We start from the raw sequence: 17,529 nt of genomic DNA on the forward strand, positions 1-17,529 counted from the left end.
AACAGAAAACAACCGTTTATCAAAATAAAAATCCGATTATCTTCATTCTTGTATTGCAAAGTTATTTCTCCGCATGCAGAATACATATCCATACAAGCATACGGATGCTTTATATCTATTTGACCGGTAATTCACGCCCAAGCAAAAAGCATAAGGCACAAAAAAGCACATTACCCATTTAAATGCATTACTAAACGAGGACAACACCATGAATACCCGCCGCATTCTCTCTACATTGACTGCTTTTGCTTTGCTGGCAGGTTCCCAAGCAGCACTGGCAGAAAAAGTATCGTTTTATCAAAGAGCCTCCGAAGCCTCTGCTCCGATTTCCGGCAATGTTGCCATGCGTTTAACCATCGGTATCGACGGTGCCGTAAGCAATGCGCGTGTTGTTCGCAGTAGCGGTTCCAAAGTTATCGACGCAGACGCAGTAAAATGGATGGAAGCCCAATTCATGCGCCCTGTAACTAAAAACGGTGATCCGATTGAATTCAGCGTCGTTAAAGAAATCAATTTCAGCACTTCACCGGCTATTCAAGTCAGCTTGAAACGCTAATGATCGGTAATCACTCATTCCTATTCCGTAGCCTTAAAAGGCATTTCTGACGAACAGGAATGCCTTTTCCGTTATTTGGGTTAGATTTACCGGTTTAATTGATACAGGAAGGTTTTCATGTAACTTCAACATACCAAAACAGGCTCTTTACCAACACTAACATAAGCGGCTTGAAAATACCGATATACTTATTTTTATTTATATTATTGAGGAGCAACCCATGAAACGCATTCTCCCGGCCGCTTTGATTACCGGATTACTTTCAGCCTGTACGGTCGGTACCCCGGGCATGTCCGTCGGTGTCGGAGTCGGCACCAATATCGGCAGGCACGTGGGTTTGGGCACTTCTATTAATATTCCGGTAGGATTCGAACGCACTCGAAGCGGTAAAACCAATGGTGGAATCCATGTAATAGAAGAACAAATCATCACCCATTTCGATGCCAAGGGCAATACCAGCAATCAAGCTGTTAAAGGAGGTTTCTACCGTCAATTAATCAGTAAACATGGTAATGAATATATCGTGCAGGATTTTTATGGCGATAATGGCAAGAAACGTACCGACCCCTACACCCTGCCCCGTAACCGTTTACTCGATTTTCGTACCCACCCTGTCGACGGCACTTTGACTACTTATGCTTATAATGGCAACGTAATGCAGCAACAGGTTTATCAAAACGATAAATTGGTCAGCGCACGATATTAATTTGAAGCCTTCAAAACAGAGGCCGTCTGAAAACTTTTCAGACGGCCTCTTGTTTTTGATTAAAATAAACTAAGCATTTAAGTTAACGGAATGTTCCCGCGTTTCATGGAAAACGATATCCGGCCAACGTTCTTGGGTCAGGTTCAAGTTGACACGGTTCGGTGCCAAATAAGCCAAATTGCCACCGGCATCAATGGATAAGTTTGCCGCATTGGCTTTTTCAAATTCAGCCAGTTTTTTCTTGTCATCACATGACACCCAGCGGGCCGACCAAATGGAGGCCGTTTCAAATACCGCTTCAACACCATATTCCGCCGCCAAACGCGAAGTAACCACTTCAAACTGCAACACACCCACCGCACCGAGAATCAAATCTGCGCCGCTATGGGGTTTGAAGACCTGAACGGCACCTTCTTCGCCGAGTTGTTGCAAGCCTTTTTGCAGTTGTTTCATTTTCAGTGGGTTTTTAATGCGCACGCTGCGGAACAATTCGGGTGCAAAGAACGGAATGCCGGTAAAGGCCAGTTGCTCCCCTTCGGAAAAACTGTCGCCAATTTGGATATTGCCGTGATTGGGGATACCGATAATATCGCCGGCATACGCTTCTTCAACCAATTCGCGGTCGTGCGACATGAACGTTACCACGCTGGACGCGGCAATATCGCGGTTGATGCGCAAGTGTTTCATCTTCATTCCACGCTCGAATTTTCCCGAGCACACACGCAGGAAGGCAATGCGGTCGCGGTGTTTCGGATCCATATTGGCCTGAATCTTAAACACAAATCCTGAAAATTTTTCTTCAGATGGTTCAACCATACGTACAGTCGCATCTCGGCCTTTCGGTGCGGGAGCCCAATCAATCAGCGAATTTAAAATTTCTTGCACGCCGAAATTGTTAATGGCCGAGCCGAAAAATACCGGCGTTAATTCGCCTGCCAAGAATTCTTCCAATACGAACTCATTGGAGGCCGCCTGAACCAACTCGATTTCGGCGCGCAGATTGTCCATTTCCAGTGGAAACAACTCATCTAAGCGCGGATTGTCGATGCCTTCAATCACTTCAAATTCATGCGGCAGTTTCTCACCGCCGGCATCAAACAAATACACTTCGTCATTCAGAATATGATACACGCCCTTAAAGTTTTTACCCATGCCGATCGGCCAAGTAACCGGAGCGCAACGGATTTTAAGGATGTTTTCGACTTCGTCCAGCAACTCCAGAGAATCGCGCACTTCCCGGTCGTATTTGTTCATAAAGGTAATAATCGGCGTATTGCGCAAGCGGCAAACATTCAACAATTTGATGGTTTGCGCTTCCACACCTTTAGCTGCGTCGATCACCATCAAAGCGCTGTCTACGGCAGTTAACACGCGATAAGTATCTTCAGAGAAGTCTTGGTGGCCCGGGGTATCGAGCAGGTTTACAGTATGGTCTTTGTATTCAAACTGCATCACGGAAGAAGCAACCGAAATCCCGCGCTGCTTTTCGATTTCCATCCAGTCTGAAGTTGCAAATTTTCCTGTTTTTTTACCTTTTACCGTACCGGCGCTTTGAATGGCACCTGAAAACAGCAACAGCTTTTCGGTTAACGTGGTTTTACCCGCATCAGGGTGGGAAATAATGGCAAAGGTACGGCGGCGGCGTACCTGTTCCGGAATATTAGACATACTTCGCCTTTGAAAAAATGATGAACAGGCAGCCGTAACCCACAAGCTGCCTGATGAAAAGATGCGCGATTGTACTAAAAACAACACTTTATTTCAAATTTTAAACACCCTCGCAATACTTTTTTTCTTTGATTTAATTATAAATTTAACCATATTGATTTATAAATAAATTTTTATTTTATTCAGTTTGATATCAGTTAATAGGTATCAATTTTGCCTCGAAATTTAAGCCGTTAAAAATCTACTTAACAACACACTTTTAACCATTAATTTGTCATGGCTCAATTTTTATAACAAATAAATAAAATAACAGTTTCATAAAAATATTTTTTATGTTATTTTTACAAAACATAACATAAAAAGCCTAGGGTAAATTTAAGCAGCCTTATTGATTTTTTACCTATGTTTCAATAAAAAGCTGCATAAAATACCTAGATAAAATAAATCCCGATTGCAAGTCGGAAAATAAACATTACGGAAATTTACAAAATGTCAAAACAAATCACCATAGCCATTAACAAAGTTGTTAATGGCAACATGTCTACACCTGTACGCCTTGATCGTTACAGTTTACGTACGGACTCCAAACTCCCTCTCAAAATACAAGCGGTAGATGCCGAAAATGTTTTTTATCAGCTGACGGATGCGGAAAGCGGCTTGGCTCCCGCTCAATTGGTACACGAACAGGTAGGTACGGATTTATATATCAGCTTCGAGGATACAAAATCCGAACGTCCCGATTTAATTATTGAGGGCTATTATTCACAAACAGCCAACCATCCCCCTGCCCCCGTATTAGGCATGCAGAATAATGGTACGCTGGCAACCTACCCTATCCAAGCATCTTCCGATTATTTGTTGGCAGAGCAAATTACCATCAATAAAAATGCTGCCGAAAGCATCATTGGCGGCAGCAAATTATTGGCTATACTGGGTGGAATCGCAGGCGCAGGTTTACTTGGCGCTTTGGCTGCGGGTGGCGGCGGTTCCGGCGGTGGAAATAACGATGCTCCGTCCGCAGCATCCCCTGCGAAGATTGATAATACATCCCAACCTTCTTTTTCGCACACAAGTGGGCATATTGCCCCTGCTGCTTCTCCTGCATCACAGACTGAAGCATCCCCTGCTCCTGCAGATACGGAGAATTTTGAAACCAAAACAGAAACAACCCGTATACAGCCTGTTGAGCTTAATACAAATGCCGCGATTGCTCCTGTAAAGGTTAGTTCCGATATTGAAAAAAATATCGTATCGGAAGCCGAAGATTCTCCTAAACCAGTCATTGCCAACGAGAATAAACCGGCACTTGAGATTGCAGATGCCGCTCAAATTGCAAGCGTTTCAAATAATTCTGCCGACCAAAATACCAACCATGAGAATAATCCCGAGTCGAGGCCGTCTGAAACATCAAATTTGTTACCGAGTGAGCATGATGAAAAAAATGATCTCGCCATTACCGCTGCCAGTTTGAATGCAGAAAACGATGCTGCAGAGCCTGTAGCTCCAACCCAGCCGACCGATGCCGGCAAAAGGCAACTCAGTGCATCAGGGAAATATTATATTTACCATCATCAGACCTACGGTAAATATATTGATGCTCATGAATTCGGTACGGATATCACCGGTAAAACAGACAGCTTGGCTGCAATTAAAGCCGCTCTCGCTGCCGCACACCATGAAAATGCCGCCGTATATTTAAAAGGAGAGCTGAAAATCTCCGACCAAATCGTATTGAACACCCATAATAAAAACGTTACCGGTTTATTCGGTGATGGCATGGGTGCCACAACCGTTTCTTTCGACAAACAGCAAACAGGTGTTTTCAACTCCAACACTAACCAGGACGATATCCGTGCCTATGCAGGTATTTTGGTTGACGGGCAAAATGGCAAAACCATTGCGGATTTGTCTGTGAAATATACCAATGTTAATGATTTCTACCGCCCCGGAGAAAGCTATTTCGGCAAAGTCAGCGGTATTTTGGTTAATGATGCCGATAATACTTTAATCAGCAAAGTGGAGGTTTCCGGTGCCAACCGTGCCGGAGTGGTTTTCACGTCTACCGAAGCATTGGCGAAAGATCCTAACGGCAGCGGTAAAACTTACAAAGCCCGAATTATCGGCGGTGAAATTCAAGAGGACTATGAAACCTTGCCCTTGGGCGAAAACAACCGCCTTGTAGACAGCCATCTGCATCACAACCGTACGGCCGGAGCATTGGTTGCTTATCAAAAAAATTTCGTTGCGGAAGGTAATCTTTTTGCATGGAACGGCCATGAAAAAGACGGCGGCACCGGTTACGGTATTACCGCTATGGCAGGAAGCTACAACTATGACGTTACCTTTAGAAACAATACCACCGATCACAACTACCGCAAAGGTTTCGATGTGCATGATGGTAATAACATTGTTATTGAAAACAATACTGCAATCGGCGACCGCCTTTACGGAATCGGCGTATATAACCGCCAGTTTAGTATGGATAATGTCAAAGTTACCGGCAACACCATTATCCAAGATCCTAATTTCCGTTTAGAAACCGATGATAACCTCCGTCCTAACTATCACGGCTACTCAGGTATCCAATTGCAAACCAATACACAGTATAAAGATTTGCATAGCAAGGATTACGGTTATTTTGAAGTCAGCGGAAATACCATCAAGAATCTCAGCGTATATAAAGATGCCATCCAAACATATGGTATCGAATTCCGCAATCATGAACCGAAAATGGATTACACGCTTAAAATTTCCGGCAACAAAATCGAAGGGGATTCGACAAAATATTTGATTGCTGTCATCAACAATACCAAAAACCAGCTTACCAAAACCAATGGCCCGGGTTCAGGCACCATTGAAATATCCGACAACCATGCGGATATCGGAACGATAGCCCCTAAAACCATGCCGATATTTATTAACGAACACCACACCGACGGCTATCTGCGCGGCAAAGTAAGCGTAGAAAACAACTACATTAAAGTAAGGGAAAACTCCAACGGCAGTATTGAAGGTATACAAATGATCGGCAATGCTGAAAGTTATGAAATCCATAACAATACTTTTGAGCTGCACGGTAATATGAATCAGGCGATTGTCAGTATTCACGGGCGCAGCACCTACGGTGTGCCTGAATTAAACGTAACCGACAACGAGCTGATTACCGACCGTACCAACGGGATTTACCGCGGTTGGATAGAATATCGCGGTGCGGATGTGCATGCCCATGATAATAACCATAACGGTAAGCCTATTTTTGAGGTGAATCACAGCGACAAAAAACTGGAATTGGGAATCGGTGCCGACAGTATCGTGGGAGAGACATCCGTTTCAGCGGTTGTTCTGTCTCCGGCGAAGAAAACCGGTTTGCTGCAAGCAGATGATGGAAACGGAGAAACAGAAGAAAATAGCGCCAATTTAGTTCTTTCTGATTTGATGTCGCCTGCTGTTGTGGATTTATCCGGCATTCTGGGGATGCAGAATAAAACTGCTTTCACAGACCATGCTACCATTCTGGAGTATAAGCATTCCTTGAGTATTCCGGAGGATGACTCTTGGCAACATGATAATAATGCTTATATCCTCTAACTAAAGACCTGCATCGTGATGGGTTTGAGGCCGTCTGAAAATTGTTTTCAGACGGCCTCAAACTATATACTTTAAACCACAGCCTTTTCTTTTTTCTTCTGTGGCTTGGCCAAATTTTCCCGACCCAAACCAAACATCAGCACAATTCATTAAAGTGATGCGGGGTGTTTAACCGATTGGTTCTAAGCATTATCCGTTATCTGCCTGTTCAGCAATTTATCGTATTGCACTGCACAGTCAGGCTTGCCCATACCGGCAAGCACGTATACGTGTGCCGCTACGGATTTTGAAAGGCTTTCCAAGGTGTATCCTCCCTCAAGCACAGAAACAATACGACCCTTGCACATAGAGGCCGCCTGAATAATTTTATGCGACAGCCAAGCATAGTCTGCCTCGTGAAGATTCAGACGGCCTGTTTCATCCGATTTGTGCGCATCAAACCCTGCCGATAAAAATAATAACTCAGGTTTGAACGCTGCCAACTTCGGCAGCCATTTTTCGCGTATTTCCTTTCTGAAATCATAGCTGCCGGTATCCGGCGGAAAAGCAATATTGACGATATGGGGATTCTTTCCAACCGTTTCAGAGGAAGGGAAAGGAAACAAATCCTTCTCAAAACTGTTTAAAAGCAATACCCGCGGATCATCTTTAAAAATTTCCGTTGTTCCGTCTCCGTGATGCACATCGAAATCGATCACCGCTACTTTTTGTATGCGGTATTGTGCAATCGCATGCATAACCCCGACGGCGATATTATTAATCAGGCAAAACCCCCCTGCTTTATCGCTTTGAGCATGATGCCCCGGAGGGCGTACCGCGCAAAACGCATGATATGCCCTCTTATTCATTACCATATCCACAGCATTTACGACGGCTCCTGCTGCATAACGTGCAGCGGTTAAAGATTCATGACTCATTACCGTATCATCGTCAATACGGTAAATTTTACCTTTCTCCGGCTGCATAGATTCCAAAAAACGCAAATATTTACGCGGGTGCACCAAAGCGAGTTGCTTGTCGGTTACTTCTTCGGCTTCCATCTTTTGCAATCTGTTCCATATACCCTGTTTTCTTAATTCCACTTCGATGGCGCGGATACGTTCCGGTGCTTCGGGATGATGCACTCCGGGCTCATGTTGCAAAAATAACGGATGGCTTATCCATGCTGTTCTGGCCTTTTTTCCGGCAAGATGCCGAAGCCGCGAGCACATTCGGCGAATAATATTTTTCATGACGTTTAAACCGCACGATACCGCCCGTATTTTCAGACGGCCTTCTGACAAATAATGGTTAATAAATACGGAAACTTCTTGGAAAAATCTTCCCTGCCCTTTAGAATAGCTTACTTTCGACGGCAATCCAAACGGTTTGCTGCCCTTCATTATTTAAATAATTAAAGAATGGACAAAACATGATTGATTTCGCTTACGCCGCCGATGCTGCCGCCCAGCCGAATATTCTGATGCAATTCGCACCTCTGGTCCTGATTCTCGTGGTGTTCTATTTTCTGATTATGCGTCCGCAGCAAAAGAAATTCAAAGCCCACCAAGCCATGCTGACCGAATTGAAAGTCGGCGATAAAGTGCTCTTGGCTTCCGGTTTCAAAGGCACGGTAAAAAAAGTTGGCGAACAATTTTTTACCGTAGAAATCGCTCGAGGTGTTGAAGTTGAAGTCGAACGCAACGCTATTGCCAGCAAAGTCGCATAATCATTTATTTTCCGAAAGCCGCCGCATTCGTGCTGCGGCTGTTTGCATTGTTAATTAAAGGTTTAACATGAACCGCTATCCGCTTTGGAAATACCTGCTGGTTGCCGCCACCATTATTTTGGGCATCATCTATACACTGCCCAATCTCTTTGGCGAAACGCCTGCCGTACAGGTATCCACCAACCGCCAATCCATCATCATCAATGAACAAACCGAAAACCGTGTTGCAGCGGCTCTTCAGACGGCCAACATCCAAACCGACGGGATGTTTATTGCCGACAACTCATTGAAAGTACGTTTCAAAGACACCGAAACCCAGCTTAAAGCCCGTGATGTTATCGAAAACACCTTGGGCGACGGCTACATTACCGCGCTTAACCTTTTGGCCGACAGCCCGGAGTGGATGGCCAAAATCAAAGCCAACCCCATGTTTTTGGGCTTGGACTTGCGCGGCGGCGTGCATTTCACCATGCAAGTAGACATGAAAGCCGCCATGCATAAAACGTTTGAGCGCTATTCCGGCGATATCCGTCGCGAATTGCGTCGCAAAAAAATCCGTATCGGCAGCATCCGCCAAACGGAAAACAGCTTAACCATCCCCTTTCAAGATACTGCCGATTTACAGAAAGCATTGCCGGAATTAAGCAAATTCTTCCCTGAAGCAACGTTAACGCCTTCCGGTAAAAATCTGGTATTAACCTTGTCGCAAAGTGTGCTGGATAAAGTGCGTACCGATGCCGTTAAGCAAAATATTGCCACATTGCACAACCGTGTGAATGAATTAGGCGTTGCCGAACCGGTTATCCAACAAGCCGGTGCCGACCGTATCGTGGTTCAGTTGCCCGGCGTTCAAGATACCGCCAAGGCAAAAGACATTATCGGTCGTACCGCCACTTTGGAAGTGCGTATGGTGTCCGATGATGCCGCACAAATTCAGGCGGCCTTATCGGGCAATGTGCCTGAAGGTTACGAACTTCTCTACACCGCCGGCGAACATCCGCAACCTACTTTGGTTAACAAACAGGTTGAACTGACCGGCGACAACATCAACGATGCTCAACCCGGTTTTGACGATAAAGGCGCACCCGCAGTCAACATCAACCTCGACAGTGCCGGTGGTAACATTTTTGCCGATTTAACGGCACAAAACGTCGGCAAACGCATGGCTATGGTATTGATCGACCAAGGCAAGGCCGAGGTGGTAACCGCTCCCGTTATCCGCTCTGCCATTACCGGCGGCCGCGTGCAGATTTCGGGCAGCATGAATACTGCCGAAGCCAACGACGTTTCACTGCTGCTGCGTGCCGGTTCGCTTGCCGCCCCGATGGAAATCATGGAAGAACGCACCATCGGCCCGTCTTTAGGTAAAGAAAATATCGAAAAAGGTTTTAATTCCACCTTGTGGGGTTTTGCGGTTGTGGCCATTTTCATGATTCTTTATTACCGCGTATTCGGTCTGTTTTCCGTGATTGCGTTGTCGACCAATATTCTGTTTTTAATTGCTATTCTGTCTGCTCTGCAAGCAACGCTGACGCTTCCGGGTATTGCCGCACTTGCACTGACATTAGGTATGGCGATCGACTCCAACGTATTGATTAACGAGCGTATCCGTGAAGAATTACGGGCGGGAGCCTCGCCGCATGCCGCCATCAACCTCGGATACCAGCACGCATGGGATACCATTGTCGATTCCAATATCACATCGCTGATTGCCGGTATCGCCCTGTTGATTTTCGGTTCCGGTCCCGTGCGCGGTTTTGCCGTGGTGCATTGCTTGGGTATTCTCACTTCAATGTTCTCATCTGTAGTGGTATCGCGTTCATTGGTAAATCTTTGGTATGGCCGTCGCCGCAAGCTGCAAAAGATTTCTATCGGCTCGGTATGGAAACAACAAACCGAAACGGCCGTTAAGGAGTAATCAACATGGAATTATTTAAAATCAAACGCGATATCCCGTTTATGAGCTACGGCAAGCTCACCACGCTTATTTCACTAATTACGTTTGTATTAGCCATATTCTTTTTGGTTACCAAAGGCTTGAATTTTTCGGTGGAATTCACGGGCGGTACGGTAATGGAAGTGCAATACCGACAAGGTGCCGATGTTAACAAAGTGCGCGAGAAGCTCAACACCCTGAAACTTGGCGACGTACAAGTGCAGGCGTTGGGCACCAACAAACACATCATGATCCGCCTGCCCAATAAAGAAGGCGCTCCTTCCTCCCAACTTTCCAATTCCGTAATGGATTTGTTGAAAAAAGATGCACCGGACGTTGCTTTGCGTCAGGTTGAATTTATCGGCCCCCAAGTTGGCGAAGAATTGGTAAACAACGGCTTGATTGCGTTGGGCATGGTGATTATCGGCATTATTGTTTATTTGTCGATGCGTTTCGAATGGCGCTTTGCCGTTTCGGCTATCATTGCCAACATGCACGACGTTGTGATTATTCTCGGCTTTTTCGCCTTTTTCCAATGGGAATTCTCATTAACCGTGCTGGCCGGTATTCTGGCCGTATTGGGCTATTCGGTTAACGAATCGGTGGTGGTGTTCGACCGTATCCGCGAAAACTTCCGCAAACCCGCAATGCGCAATAAAACCGTACCGCAAATTATCGACAACGCTATTACGGCTACTATGAGCCGCACCGTTATCACCCACGGTTCGACCGAGGCCATGGTACTCTCCATGCTGATTTTTGGTGGTGCCGCCTTGCACGGATTCTCTTTGGCCTTGACCATCGGTATCGTTTTCGGTGTTTATTCTTCCGTATTGGTTGCCAGCCCGTTATTGCTGATGTTCGGTTTGGATCGGGAAAACTTGGCCAAGCCGCAGAAGAAAAAAGAAGAGGCCGTGGTTTAAAGTTATATAGTTTGAGGCCGTCTGAAAACGGATACCCGGTAACAGGTATCCGTTTTTTATTTTTGTAGCAAATAAACTTATTTTTGATACAAGGCACGGTAAGCTGCAAATGATACGTGTCGTATGGAACCGATTCTGTTGCCGCTTTACGAACTAAGGTGCAGTAACGCCGTAACAGAATAAGGTTTATTCGTAATGGCATCGAATCTGATTTATTCCATGATTTGCAATCATATTGAGTTATTAAGTTTTATAGCCATGCATATGATGATGCCGTCTGAAAATCATTTTCAGACGGCATCAAACCAATGATCATGAACTAAATCACGGCTTATTCAACCCAGCGTTTAAATACCAGCGAAGTATTTACCCCACCGAAAGCAAAGTTATTATTCATCACATAATCGGTTTGAATTTCACGCCCTTCCCCGCGGATATAATCGACATCGCCGCAACGGGGATCGATATTGTCCAAATTCACGGTAGGTGCAAACCAGCCGTCGTTCATCATCTCGATCGAAAACCACGATTCCAACACACCGCATGCGCCGAGCGTGTGGCCGAAATAGCTTTTTTGCGAACTCATCGGAATACGGCTGCCGAATACGGCTTCCGTAGCCTGTGTTTCGGCAATATCGCCTTTTTCGGTGGCCGTTCCATGACCATTTACATAACCTACCTTGTCCGGCCGGATACCTGCATCACGCAGAGCCATTTCCATGCAATGCTGCATCGTATCTTTTTGCGGTTGGGTAACATGACTGCCGTCGCTGTTCGCTCCGTACCCCACCAGCTCGGCATAGATTTTTGCTCCGCGTGCACGGGCGTGTTCCAATTCTTCCAGCACCAAAATTCCCGCACCTTCACCGATAACCAAACCGTCGCGTTCCGTATCGTAAGGACGCGGCGTTTTTCCCGGTTCGGCGTTGCGGCGGCTGGCAGCATACAGCGAATCGAACACATACACTTCAGACGGGCAAAACTCTTCGCCTCCACCCGCCAGCATCATATCGATCATGCCGTATTTAATCGACTCGTAGGCATACCCGATTCCTTGGCTGCCCGAAGAGCAAGCGCTTGAAGTGGGAATAATCCGTCCGGTAAGGCCGAAGAAGATACCGATATTGGCGGCAGTCGTATGCGGCATCATGCGCACATAAGTGTTGGCGCTGAAATGCGGAGAAGCACCGGTCATCAGCAGTTCGCCGACATCGCGAATATCTTTGGTACTGCCGGTCGAAGAACCGCATGCCACGCCCATACGTCCGTCTTTAATACGCTCGTCATCCAACAAGCCCGCATCCTGCAACGCTTGTTCTGCCGCATCGACACATAAATACGACACGCGCCCCATACTTCGCAATTGTTTGCGCGTCCAATGTGCCGGCGGGGTATAGCCGTTAATCGGCGCACCCAAACGGGCCTCCAGCTCGGGGTATTGCTCCGCCCATTCCGCAATGGTTTGCACGGCATTTTGACCGAGTTTGAAGGCCGTCTGAATACTTTTCCAATCGCGGCCGAATGCGGTGATGCCACCGATTCCCGTTACCACTACCCGTCTCAACATAAACCTCCGTTTACCGCAATAACTTGGCGCGTGATATACGCTGCTTTTTCATCCATCAGAAACCGCACCGCATGGGCCACTTCTTCCGGCGTGCCCATACGTTGGGCGGGCACGGCTTTTAAAATTTCTTCCACTGGCACGTTTTCATCCAGAATTTCGGTATCAATCAAGCCGGGGGCAACACAATTTACGGTAATTTTACGTTTCGCCAATTCGATAGCGAGTGCTTTGGCCGCACCGATCAAACCCGCTTTGGAAGCACTGTAATTTACTTGGCCGCGATTGCCGATTAAGCCTGAAACCGAGGCCATGCAAACGATACGGCCGGCTTTGCGGCGGCGTATCATCGGCATGGAAAGCGGATGGAGGACATTGTAAAAGCCGTCTAAATTGGTGCGCAATACTCTGTCCCAATCATCGTCTTCCAAAGCAGGAAACGCATTATCGCGGGTTAAACCGGCATTCAGTACGACACCGTAGTATGCACCGTGTGCTTCCACATCGGCGGTTAAGATTTCGCGGCAGGTTTCGCGGTCGGACACATCAAACTGCAATACGCGGGCATTTCTGCCTAAAGCTTTGATTTCCGAGGCGACTTCTTCCGCCTCTTCGCGACGGCTGCGGCAATGCACCACAATATCGTAGCCGTCTTGTGCCAATCCCAATGCAACTGCTTTTCCTATACCGCGATTGGAGCCTGTAATTAAAATGGTTTCACTCATGCGTTTCACTTAACTAATTGGGTTCGGATTGATTTCAACAGGCCGTCTGAAAAGTTGGTCGATGGCTTTCAGACGGCCTTACCCTCTTTCGGGCTGAATACGTTCAGAGCCGCCTGCACCAACAAACCGTTGGCGGGCAGCATGTGTTTTTTGTCGGCGGGAGCATCTGTCCAACGTAATTCGCAATCGAACACGCCGAAGCCTGTTTGGTCTTGCGTCGATACGGCTACTTTAATCGCCAAGCGGGTACCTATCGGAATTTCATCGGTAAAAAGATTCAACTTCCGCGTGCCGAGCAAAAAACCCAAACGAACGGGTTCGCCCGCATTATGTGCTTCGCAACCGGCCAAGGCAGCAATGCCCTGAGCCATGATTTCCATTCCGGCCAGCGCAGGCAGCGTGCCGTTTTGCAGCAGAATATGTTTTTCTCCCACTTGGGCGGTGGCGTGCAGATAACCTTCGCCGTATTCGGTAATCGTATCCAGCAATACCATATGCCCGCTGTGCGGCAATAAAGGGGCGACTTCGGTAATGGGGCAAACTAAAGGAGCCGGCATAATATCCTCTTTGATTTTATCTGATTACGGCATATTTCAGACGGCCTATTCTTCGCCGATAACGATAACCGCATTGCTGCCGCCGAAAGCAAACGATGAGCTTGCACCGATTCGTTTTTCATGAGGCCAACGGCTGTTCTGGTCGGTTAAACCTATGGCAGGCAAGCCGGTATCGTGCACACCGTCCCACAGTTGCGGAGGCAGTTTGCCTTCGGGATTGCAACGGCGGCTGACAATGCCCCACAAAAAAGCGGCTTCAACCGCCCCTGCCGCTCCGAGCGTATGGCCGGTTTGCGGTTTGGTGGAAGTGCACGAGGTTCGGCTGCCGAACACTTGATGCACGGCAAGGCTTTCCATGCTGTCGTTATGCAGTGTGCCTGTGCCGTGAAGGTTGATCCAGCCGACGTTTTCAGACGGCATCCGCGCATGGTTTAAGGCCGTCTGAAAAGCTTGGACGGCTCCCAAACCGTCGGGGCGCGGCGAAGACATATGATGCGCGTCGCTGCTGGCTCCGTAGCCGAGCAACGGCAGGCTCTCACCGAAATCCGCTTCCCGCGTCATGATGAAAACGGCGGCGGCTTCACCGATATTGATGCCGTTGCGGTTGGCGGAAAACGGATTGGCGAGGCCGTCTGAAAGCACTTCCAGCGAAGCAAAACCGTTGATGGTCAAAGGCGACAGCGTATCGACTCCGCCGCAAACGACCGCATCGCACAAACCGGCGCGCAGTAAGCGTGCCGCGCTGATTAAAGCCCTTGCTCCCGAAGTGCATGCGGTAGAAACCACATAGCAAAGGTTTTTCAAACCATATACTTCCGCAACCAAATCGGCCGGTGCGGACAGGGTTTGCTGCTCTTGGTTGAAAGGAATTTCCCCCCATTCTCCACCTTCGGCCACCCTTTGAAACATAGTCAGGTTTTCATCTACCCCGCTGGTGGAAGTGCCCATCACCACCGCAATACGTTCCGCGCCAAACCGCTCGATTGCCGCATAAATATCATTTTCAATCTGCCCGAGCGCGTGCCAAAGCAATTGATTGTCGCGCCCGCGGTGAACATCAGGTAACGATTCGGGAAACGGACGCAAAGTTTCATGCACCACCCCGAAAGCACGGTTTTTATTCTTAACCCACTGATCGGAGAAAGTTAACGGCGATTCGTCGGCAGGATTTAAAAGTGCGTCGATATGGTGCTGCAAACCGCTGCCCAATGCACTGACAATAGCCGGAGTGGTGAGGTAAACGTTGGTTTTCATATTATTCTAACGGGGTAATACGCCAGCCTGTCCGGTCTGGGAAAGTAATCTTGATGAGGCCGTCTGAAACTTCACTGCGCCACAACTCTTGGTTACGGTCGAAGTAAACCGTTGCTCCGTCTTGCTTTTTCGTTTGCTGTTGCGGATAAATTTTGTCATTGCCGTCCAAAAGGGGCAACATGGCAGCAAATAAACGACGCGACCGGCTGTTCGGGGCGACAAAGCCGTCGTTGCTCCACCCTCTCTTGCTTACGGTTTGGCGGGAAACGGGCGCGCCCAACGCATCGGTTTGCACGAAACGCAGCATATCTTTTTCAGGCTGCACGGCTAGCAAACTGGTTTGGATAACCGTACCGTCCGCAACCGTCTGCTCCAGCTTGAACCAACGCGTATCCTCCGCCTGAAAAGCAGGCAGAACTTGCGGCACGGGCAAGCTGCTTGAGGTTGAACAGGCAACCAGCAGAAAAGCGGTAAACAGCGGCACAAATATTTTGAATTTCATAGCTTAATCAAAGGCAACAGCAAACTCTGGTATTGTAACCGAGAATTTGCACCGTAGCGAAAAAAGCGGGAAATATAACCGATGTAAACAATGTGGTCGAAAAGCCGGATATTCGGCGCATGACGGATCACGACAGATGTTTTATAGCTCCGCCATAAAGTTCAGGCCGTCTGAAAAAACAAAGAGCAGACGCAATGCCTGCTCTTTCAGATTGTCTGCACGCCAAGGCGATATGGTTACTTCTCGACAAACTCGCCGTAAGCCATGGCCCGATCGAAACGGCGCGTCAGCAAATCGGCCATCGGCATGCTTTCCGCTTCACGCAATTGTTCTGCCAGCACTTCTTTTACACGCTTGGCGATTTCGGCATGATCACGGTGCGCGCCGCCCAAAGGTTCTTCGATGATGCGGTCAATCAAGTTCAAATCGGCCAAACGTTTGGCGGTGATGCCCAATGCTTGCGCGGCATCGGCTGCTTTTTCTGCGGTTTTCCACAAAATAGAAGCACAGCCTTCGGGAGAAATAACCGAATAAGTAGAATATTGCAGCATGTTCACATAATCGCCCACGGCAATCGCCAATGCGCCGCCGGAACCGCCTTCGCCGATGATGGTACACAATACCGGCACACGCAGGCGGGTAAGCTCGTAGAGGTTGCGGCCGATCGCTTCAGACTGCCCGCGCTCTTCCGCTCCGATGCCGGGATAAGCTCCCGGAGTATCGACAAACGTCATCACCGGCAGTTGGAATTTTTCGGCAGTCTGCATCAAACGCAGGGCTTTGCGATAACCTTCGGGGCGCGGCATACCGAAATTGCGGCGGATTTTTTCTTTGGTATCGCGGCCTTTTTGATGGCCGATAACCACAACACTCCTGCCGTTGAAACGCGCCAAGCCGCCCACAATCGCATGATCGTCGGCATAGTGGCGGTCGCCGTGCAATTCTTCAAAATCGGTAAAAATGGCGTTGATGTAATCCAGCGTATAAGGCCGCTGCGGGTGGCGTGATACTTGCGATACTTGTGCGGGGGTGAGTTTGTTGAAAATCGACTTGGTCAAATCGGTGCTTTTCTTTTGCAGGCGGGCGATTTCGTCGGCAATATCGACGGCGGATTCACCTTGTACAAAACGCAACTCGTCGATTTTTTTGATTAATTCGGCGATAGGCTGTTCAAAATCCAGAAAAACGGGTTTCATATGAGTAAAGCTCTTATTATTAAAATAGAAGAATCAGAATGCAATCATACGCGAAGATGGCTGCTTTGGCAGCATGTTTTCACATACCGGCAAGAATCGATAGCCGCTCCCTGCCACTCTGCTTCTCGTTAACCATATTTTTAGTGCATGCATACTAATGCGCAGAATTCTGTATCTTATGCTAAACTGCAAAACAGTTCAATCACGCGGTTTAGATATGAAAAACAGCAATGACAACAATACCATGCGCCTTGATAAATGGTTATGGGCCGCCCGCTTTTTCAAAACCCGCGCGCTGGCTCAAAAGCACATCGAGCTGGGGCGCGTGCAGGTAAACGGTGCCAAAGTGAAAAACAGCAAAAATATTTCCGCCGGCGACACCGTAGATTTAACGCTCAATTCCCTGCCCTATAAAATCAAAGTGGTCGCCCTCAACCACCAACGCCGTCCGGCACCCGAAGCGCGTATGCTGTATGAAGAAGATATGAAAACCGCCGCCCTGCGGGAAGAGCAAAAACTACTCGACCAAGCCAGCCGCATCACGGCCGCTTATCCTGAAGGCAGGCCCACCAAACGCGACCGCCGCCAGATTGAAAAACTGAAGCGCGGGAATTGGTAGATTATTGTAAAGAGGCCGTCTGAAAAC

The 17,529-nt window shown here is 47.8% G+C and carries 15 protein-coding genes; 7 read left to right on the forward strand and 8 right to left on the reverse strand.

Annotated features, from left to right (window positions below):
- Positions 1-208 precede the first annotated feature (208 nt).
- Both Q0X97_RS03055 and Q0X97_RS03060 read left to right on the forward strand, forming a co-directional pair.
- On the forward strand, positions 209-556 hold the full coding sequence (locus Q0X97_RS03055; protein WP_302065562.1) for a TonB family protein: 348 nt from the start codon (positions 209-211) through the stop codon (positions 554-556).
- Positions 557-776: 220 nt separating this feature from the next.
- Positions 777-1,262 carry a NemA protein gene (locus Q0X97_RS03060; protein ID WP_302065561.1) on the forward strand — a complete coding sequence of 162 codons (486 nt, stop codon included), beginning with the start codon at positions 777-779 and terminating at the stop codon, positions 1,260-1,262.
- 69 nt (positions 1,263-1,331) lie between these two features.
- Here Q0X97_RS03060 and Q0X97_RS03065 read toward each other — a convergent pair whose 3' ends face one another.
- Positions 1,332-2,930, reverse strand: a complete 1,599-nt coding sequence (locus Q0X97_RS03065; protein WP_302065560.1) for a peptide chain release factor 3 — start codon at positions 2,928-2,930, stop codon at positions 1,332-1,334.
- Between the two features lie 489 nt (positions 2,931-3,419).
- On the opposite strand from Q0X97_RS03065, the gene Q0X97_RS03070 reads away from it, so the two are divergent.
- On the forward strand, positions 3,420-6,518 hold the full coding sequence (locus tag Q0X97_RS03070) for a right-handed parallel beta-helix repeat-containing protein (protein WP_302065559.1): 3,099 nt from the start codon (positions 3,420-3,422) through the stop codon (positions 6,516-6,518).
- A gap of 182 nt (positions 6,519-6,700) precedes the next feature.
- On the opposite strand, the gene Q0X97_RS03075 is transcribed toward Q0X97_RS03070, so the two are convergent.
- Positions 6,701-7,750, reverse strand: a complete 1,050-nt coding sequence (locus Q0X97_RS03075) for a histone deacetylase family protein (protein ID WP_302065558.1) — start codon at positions 7,748-7,750, stop codon at positions 6,701-6,703.
- Between the two features lie 179 nt (positions 7,751-7,929).
- On the opposite strand from Q0X97_RS03075, the gene yajC reads away from it, so the two are divergent.
- From yajC to secF, 3 genes are all read left to right on the forward strand, one after another.
- Positions 7,930-8,226 carry a preprotein translocase subunit YajC gene (yajC, locus tag Q0X97_RS03080; RefSeq protein ID WP_302065557.1) on the forward strand — a complete coding sequence of 99 codons (297 nt, stop codon included), beginning with the start codon at positions 7,930-7,932 and terminating at the stop codon, positions 8,224-8,226.
- Positions 8,227-8,293: 67 nt separating this feature from the next.
- Positions 8,294-10,144, forward strand: a complete 1,851-nt coding sequence (gene secD, locus Q0X97_RS03085; RefSeq protein WP_302065556.1) for a protein translocase subunit SecD — start codon at positions 8,294-8,296, stop codon at positions 10,142-10,144.
- Between the two features lie 5 nt (positions 10,145-10,149).
- Positions 10,150-11,085, forward strand: coding sequence for a protein translocase subunit SecF (gene secF, locus Q0X97_RS03090; RefSeq protein WP_302065555.1), 936 nt, complete (start codon positions 10,150-10,152; stop codon positions 11,083-11,085).
- A gap of 331 nt (positions 11,086-11,416) precedes the next feature.
- Here secF and Q0X97_RS03095 read toward each other — a convergent pair whose 3' ends face one another.
- From Q0X97_RS03095 to Q0X97_RS03120, 6 genes are all read right to left on the reverse strand, one after another.
- Positions 11,417-12,652 (reverse strand): beta-ketoacyl-ACP synthase, encoded by a 1,236-nt coding sequence (locus tag Q0X97_RS03095; protein WP_302065554.1) that lies wholly within the window; start codon positions 12,650-12,652, stop codon positions 11,417-11,419.
- Positions 12,646-13,374 carry a 3-oxoacyl-ACP reductase FabG gene (fabG, locus tag Q0X97_RS03100; RefSeq protein WP_302065553.1) on the reverse strand — a complete coding sequence of 243 codons (729 nt, stop codon included), beginning with the start codon at positions 13,372-13,374 and terminating at the stop codon, positions 12,646-12,648. The genes Q0X97_RS03095 and fabG overlap by 7 nt, the downstream gene beginning before the upstream one ends.
- A gap of 68 nt (positions 13,375-13,442) precedes the next feature.
- A complete protein-coding gene (locus Q0X97_RS03105; protein ID WP_302065552.1) occupies positions 13,443-13,931 on the reverse strand; it encodes a thioester dehydrase in 489 nt (162 codons plus the stop codon).
- A gap of 45 nt (positions 13,932-13,976) precedes the next feature.
- Entirely contained in the window at positions 13,977-15,185 is a 1,209-nt protein-coding gene (locus Q0X97_RS03110; protein WP_302065551.1) for a beta-ketoacyl-ACP synthase, read from the reverse strand.
- Between the two features lies 1 nt (position 15,186).
- On the reverse strand, positions 15,187-15,687 hold the full coding sequence (locus tag Q0X97_RS03115; RefSeq protein WP_302065550.1) for a hypothetical protein: 501 nt from the start codon (positions 15,685-15,687) through the stop codon (positions 15,187-15,189).
- Between the two features lie 236 nt (positions 15,688-15,923).
- Complete coding sequence (locus tag Q0X97_RS03120; protein WP_302065549.1) at positions 15,924-16,883, reverse strand: acetyl-CoA carboxylase carboxyltransferase subunit alpha; 960 nt, start codon at positions 16,881-16,883, stop codon at positions 15,924-15,926.
- A gap of 217 nt (positions 16,884-17,100) precedes the next feature.
- Here Q0X97_RS03120 and Q0X97_RS03125 point away from each other — a divergent pair, with 217 nt between their 5' ends.
- Entirely contained in the window at positions 17,101-17,502 is a 402-nt protein-coding gene (locus tag Q0X97_RS03125) for an RNA-binding S4 domain-containing protein (RefSeq protein WP_302065548.1), read from the forward strand.
- Positions 17,503-17,529 lie beyond the last annotated feature (27 nt).

The organism is Neisseria sp. MVDL19-042950 (assembly GCF_030504625.1).
Lineage (GTDB): Bacteria > Pseudomonadota > Gammaproteobacteria > Burkholderiales > Neisseriaceae > Neisseria.

Excerpts from the sequence above, each read along its gene's own strand:
- Q0X97_RS03055 (WP_302065562.1), top strand. The coding sequence starts at position 209 with ATGAATACCCGCCGCATTCTCTCTACATTGACTGCTTTTGCTTTGCTG.
- Q0X97_RS03060 (WP_302065561.1), top strand. The coding sequence starts at position 777 with ATGAAACGCATTCTCCCGGCCGCTTTGATTACCGGATTACTTTCAGCC.
- Q0X97_RS03065 (WP_302065560.1), bottom strand. The coding sequence starts at position 2,930 with ATGTCTAATATTCCGGAACAGGTACGCCGCCGCCGTACCTTTGCCATT.
- Q0X97_RS03070 (WP_302065559.1), top strand. The coding sequence starts at position 3,420 with ATGTCAAAACAAATCACCATAGCCATTAACAAAGTTGTTAATGGCAAC.
- Q0X97_RS03075 (WP_302065558.1), bottom strand. The coding sequence starts at position 7,750 with ATGAAAAATATTATTCGCCGAATGTGCTCGCGGCTTCGGCATCTTGCC.
- yajC (WP_302065557.1), top strand. The coding sequence starts at position 7,930 with ATGATTGATTTCGCTTACGCCGCCGATGCTGCCGCCCAGCCGAATATT.
- secD (WP_302065556.1), top strand. The coding sequence starts at position 8,294 with ATGAACCGCTATCCGCTTTGGAAATACCTGCTGGTTGCCGCCACCATT.
- secF (WP_302065555.1), top strand. The coding sequence starts at position 10,150 with ATGGAATTATTTAAAATCAAACGCGATATCCCGTTTATGAGCTACGGC.
- Q0X97_RS03095 (WP_302065554.1), bottom strand. The coding sequence starts at position 12,652 with ATGTTGAGACGGGTAGTGGTAACGGGAATCGGTGGCATCACCGCATTC.
- fabG (WP_302065553.1), bottom strand. The coding sequence starts at position 13,374 with ATGAGTGAAACCATTTTAATTACAGGCTCCAATCGCGGTATAGGAAAA.
- Q0X97_RS03105 (WP_302065552.1), bottom strand. The coding sequence starts at position 13,931 with ATGCCGGCTCCTTTAGTTTGCCCCATTACCGAAGTCGCCCCTTTATTG.
- Q0X97_RS03110 (WP_302065551.1), bottom strand. The coding sequence starts at position 15,185 with ATGAAAACCAACGTTTACCTCACCACTCCGGCTATTGTCAGTGCATTG.
- Q0X97_RS03115 (WP_302065550.1), bottom strand. The coding sequence starts at position 15,687 with ATGAAATTCAAAATATTTGTGCCGCTGTTTACCGCTTTTCTGCTGGTT.
- Q0X97_RS03120 (WP_302065549.1), bottom strand. The coding sequence starts at position 16,883 with ATGAAACCCGTTTTTCTGGATTTTGAACAGCCTATCGCCGAATTAATC.
- Q0X97_RS03125 (WP_302065548.1), top strand. The coding sequence starts at position 17,101 with ATGAAAAACAGCAATGACAACAATACCATGCGCCTTGATAAATGGTTA.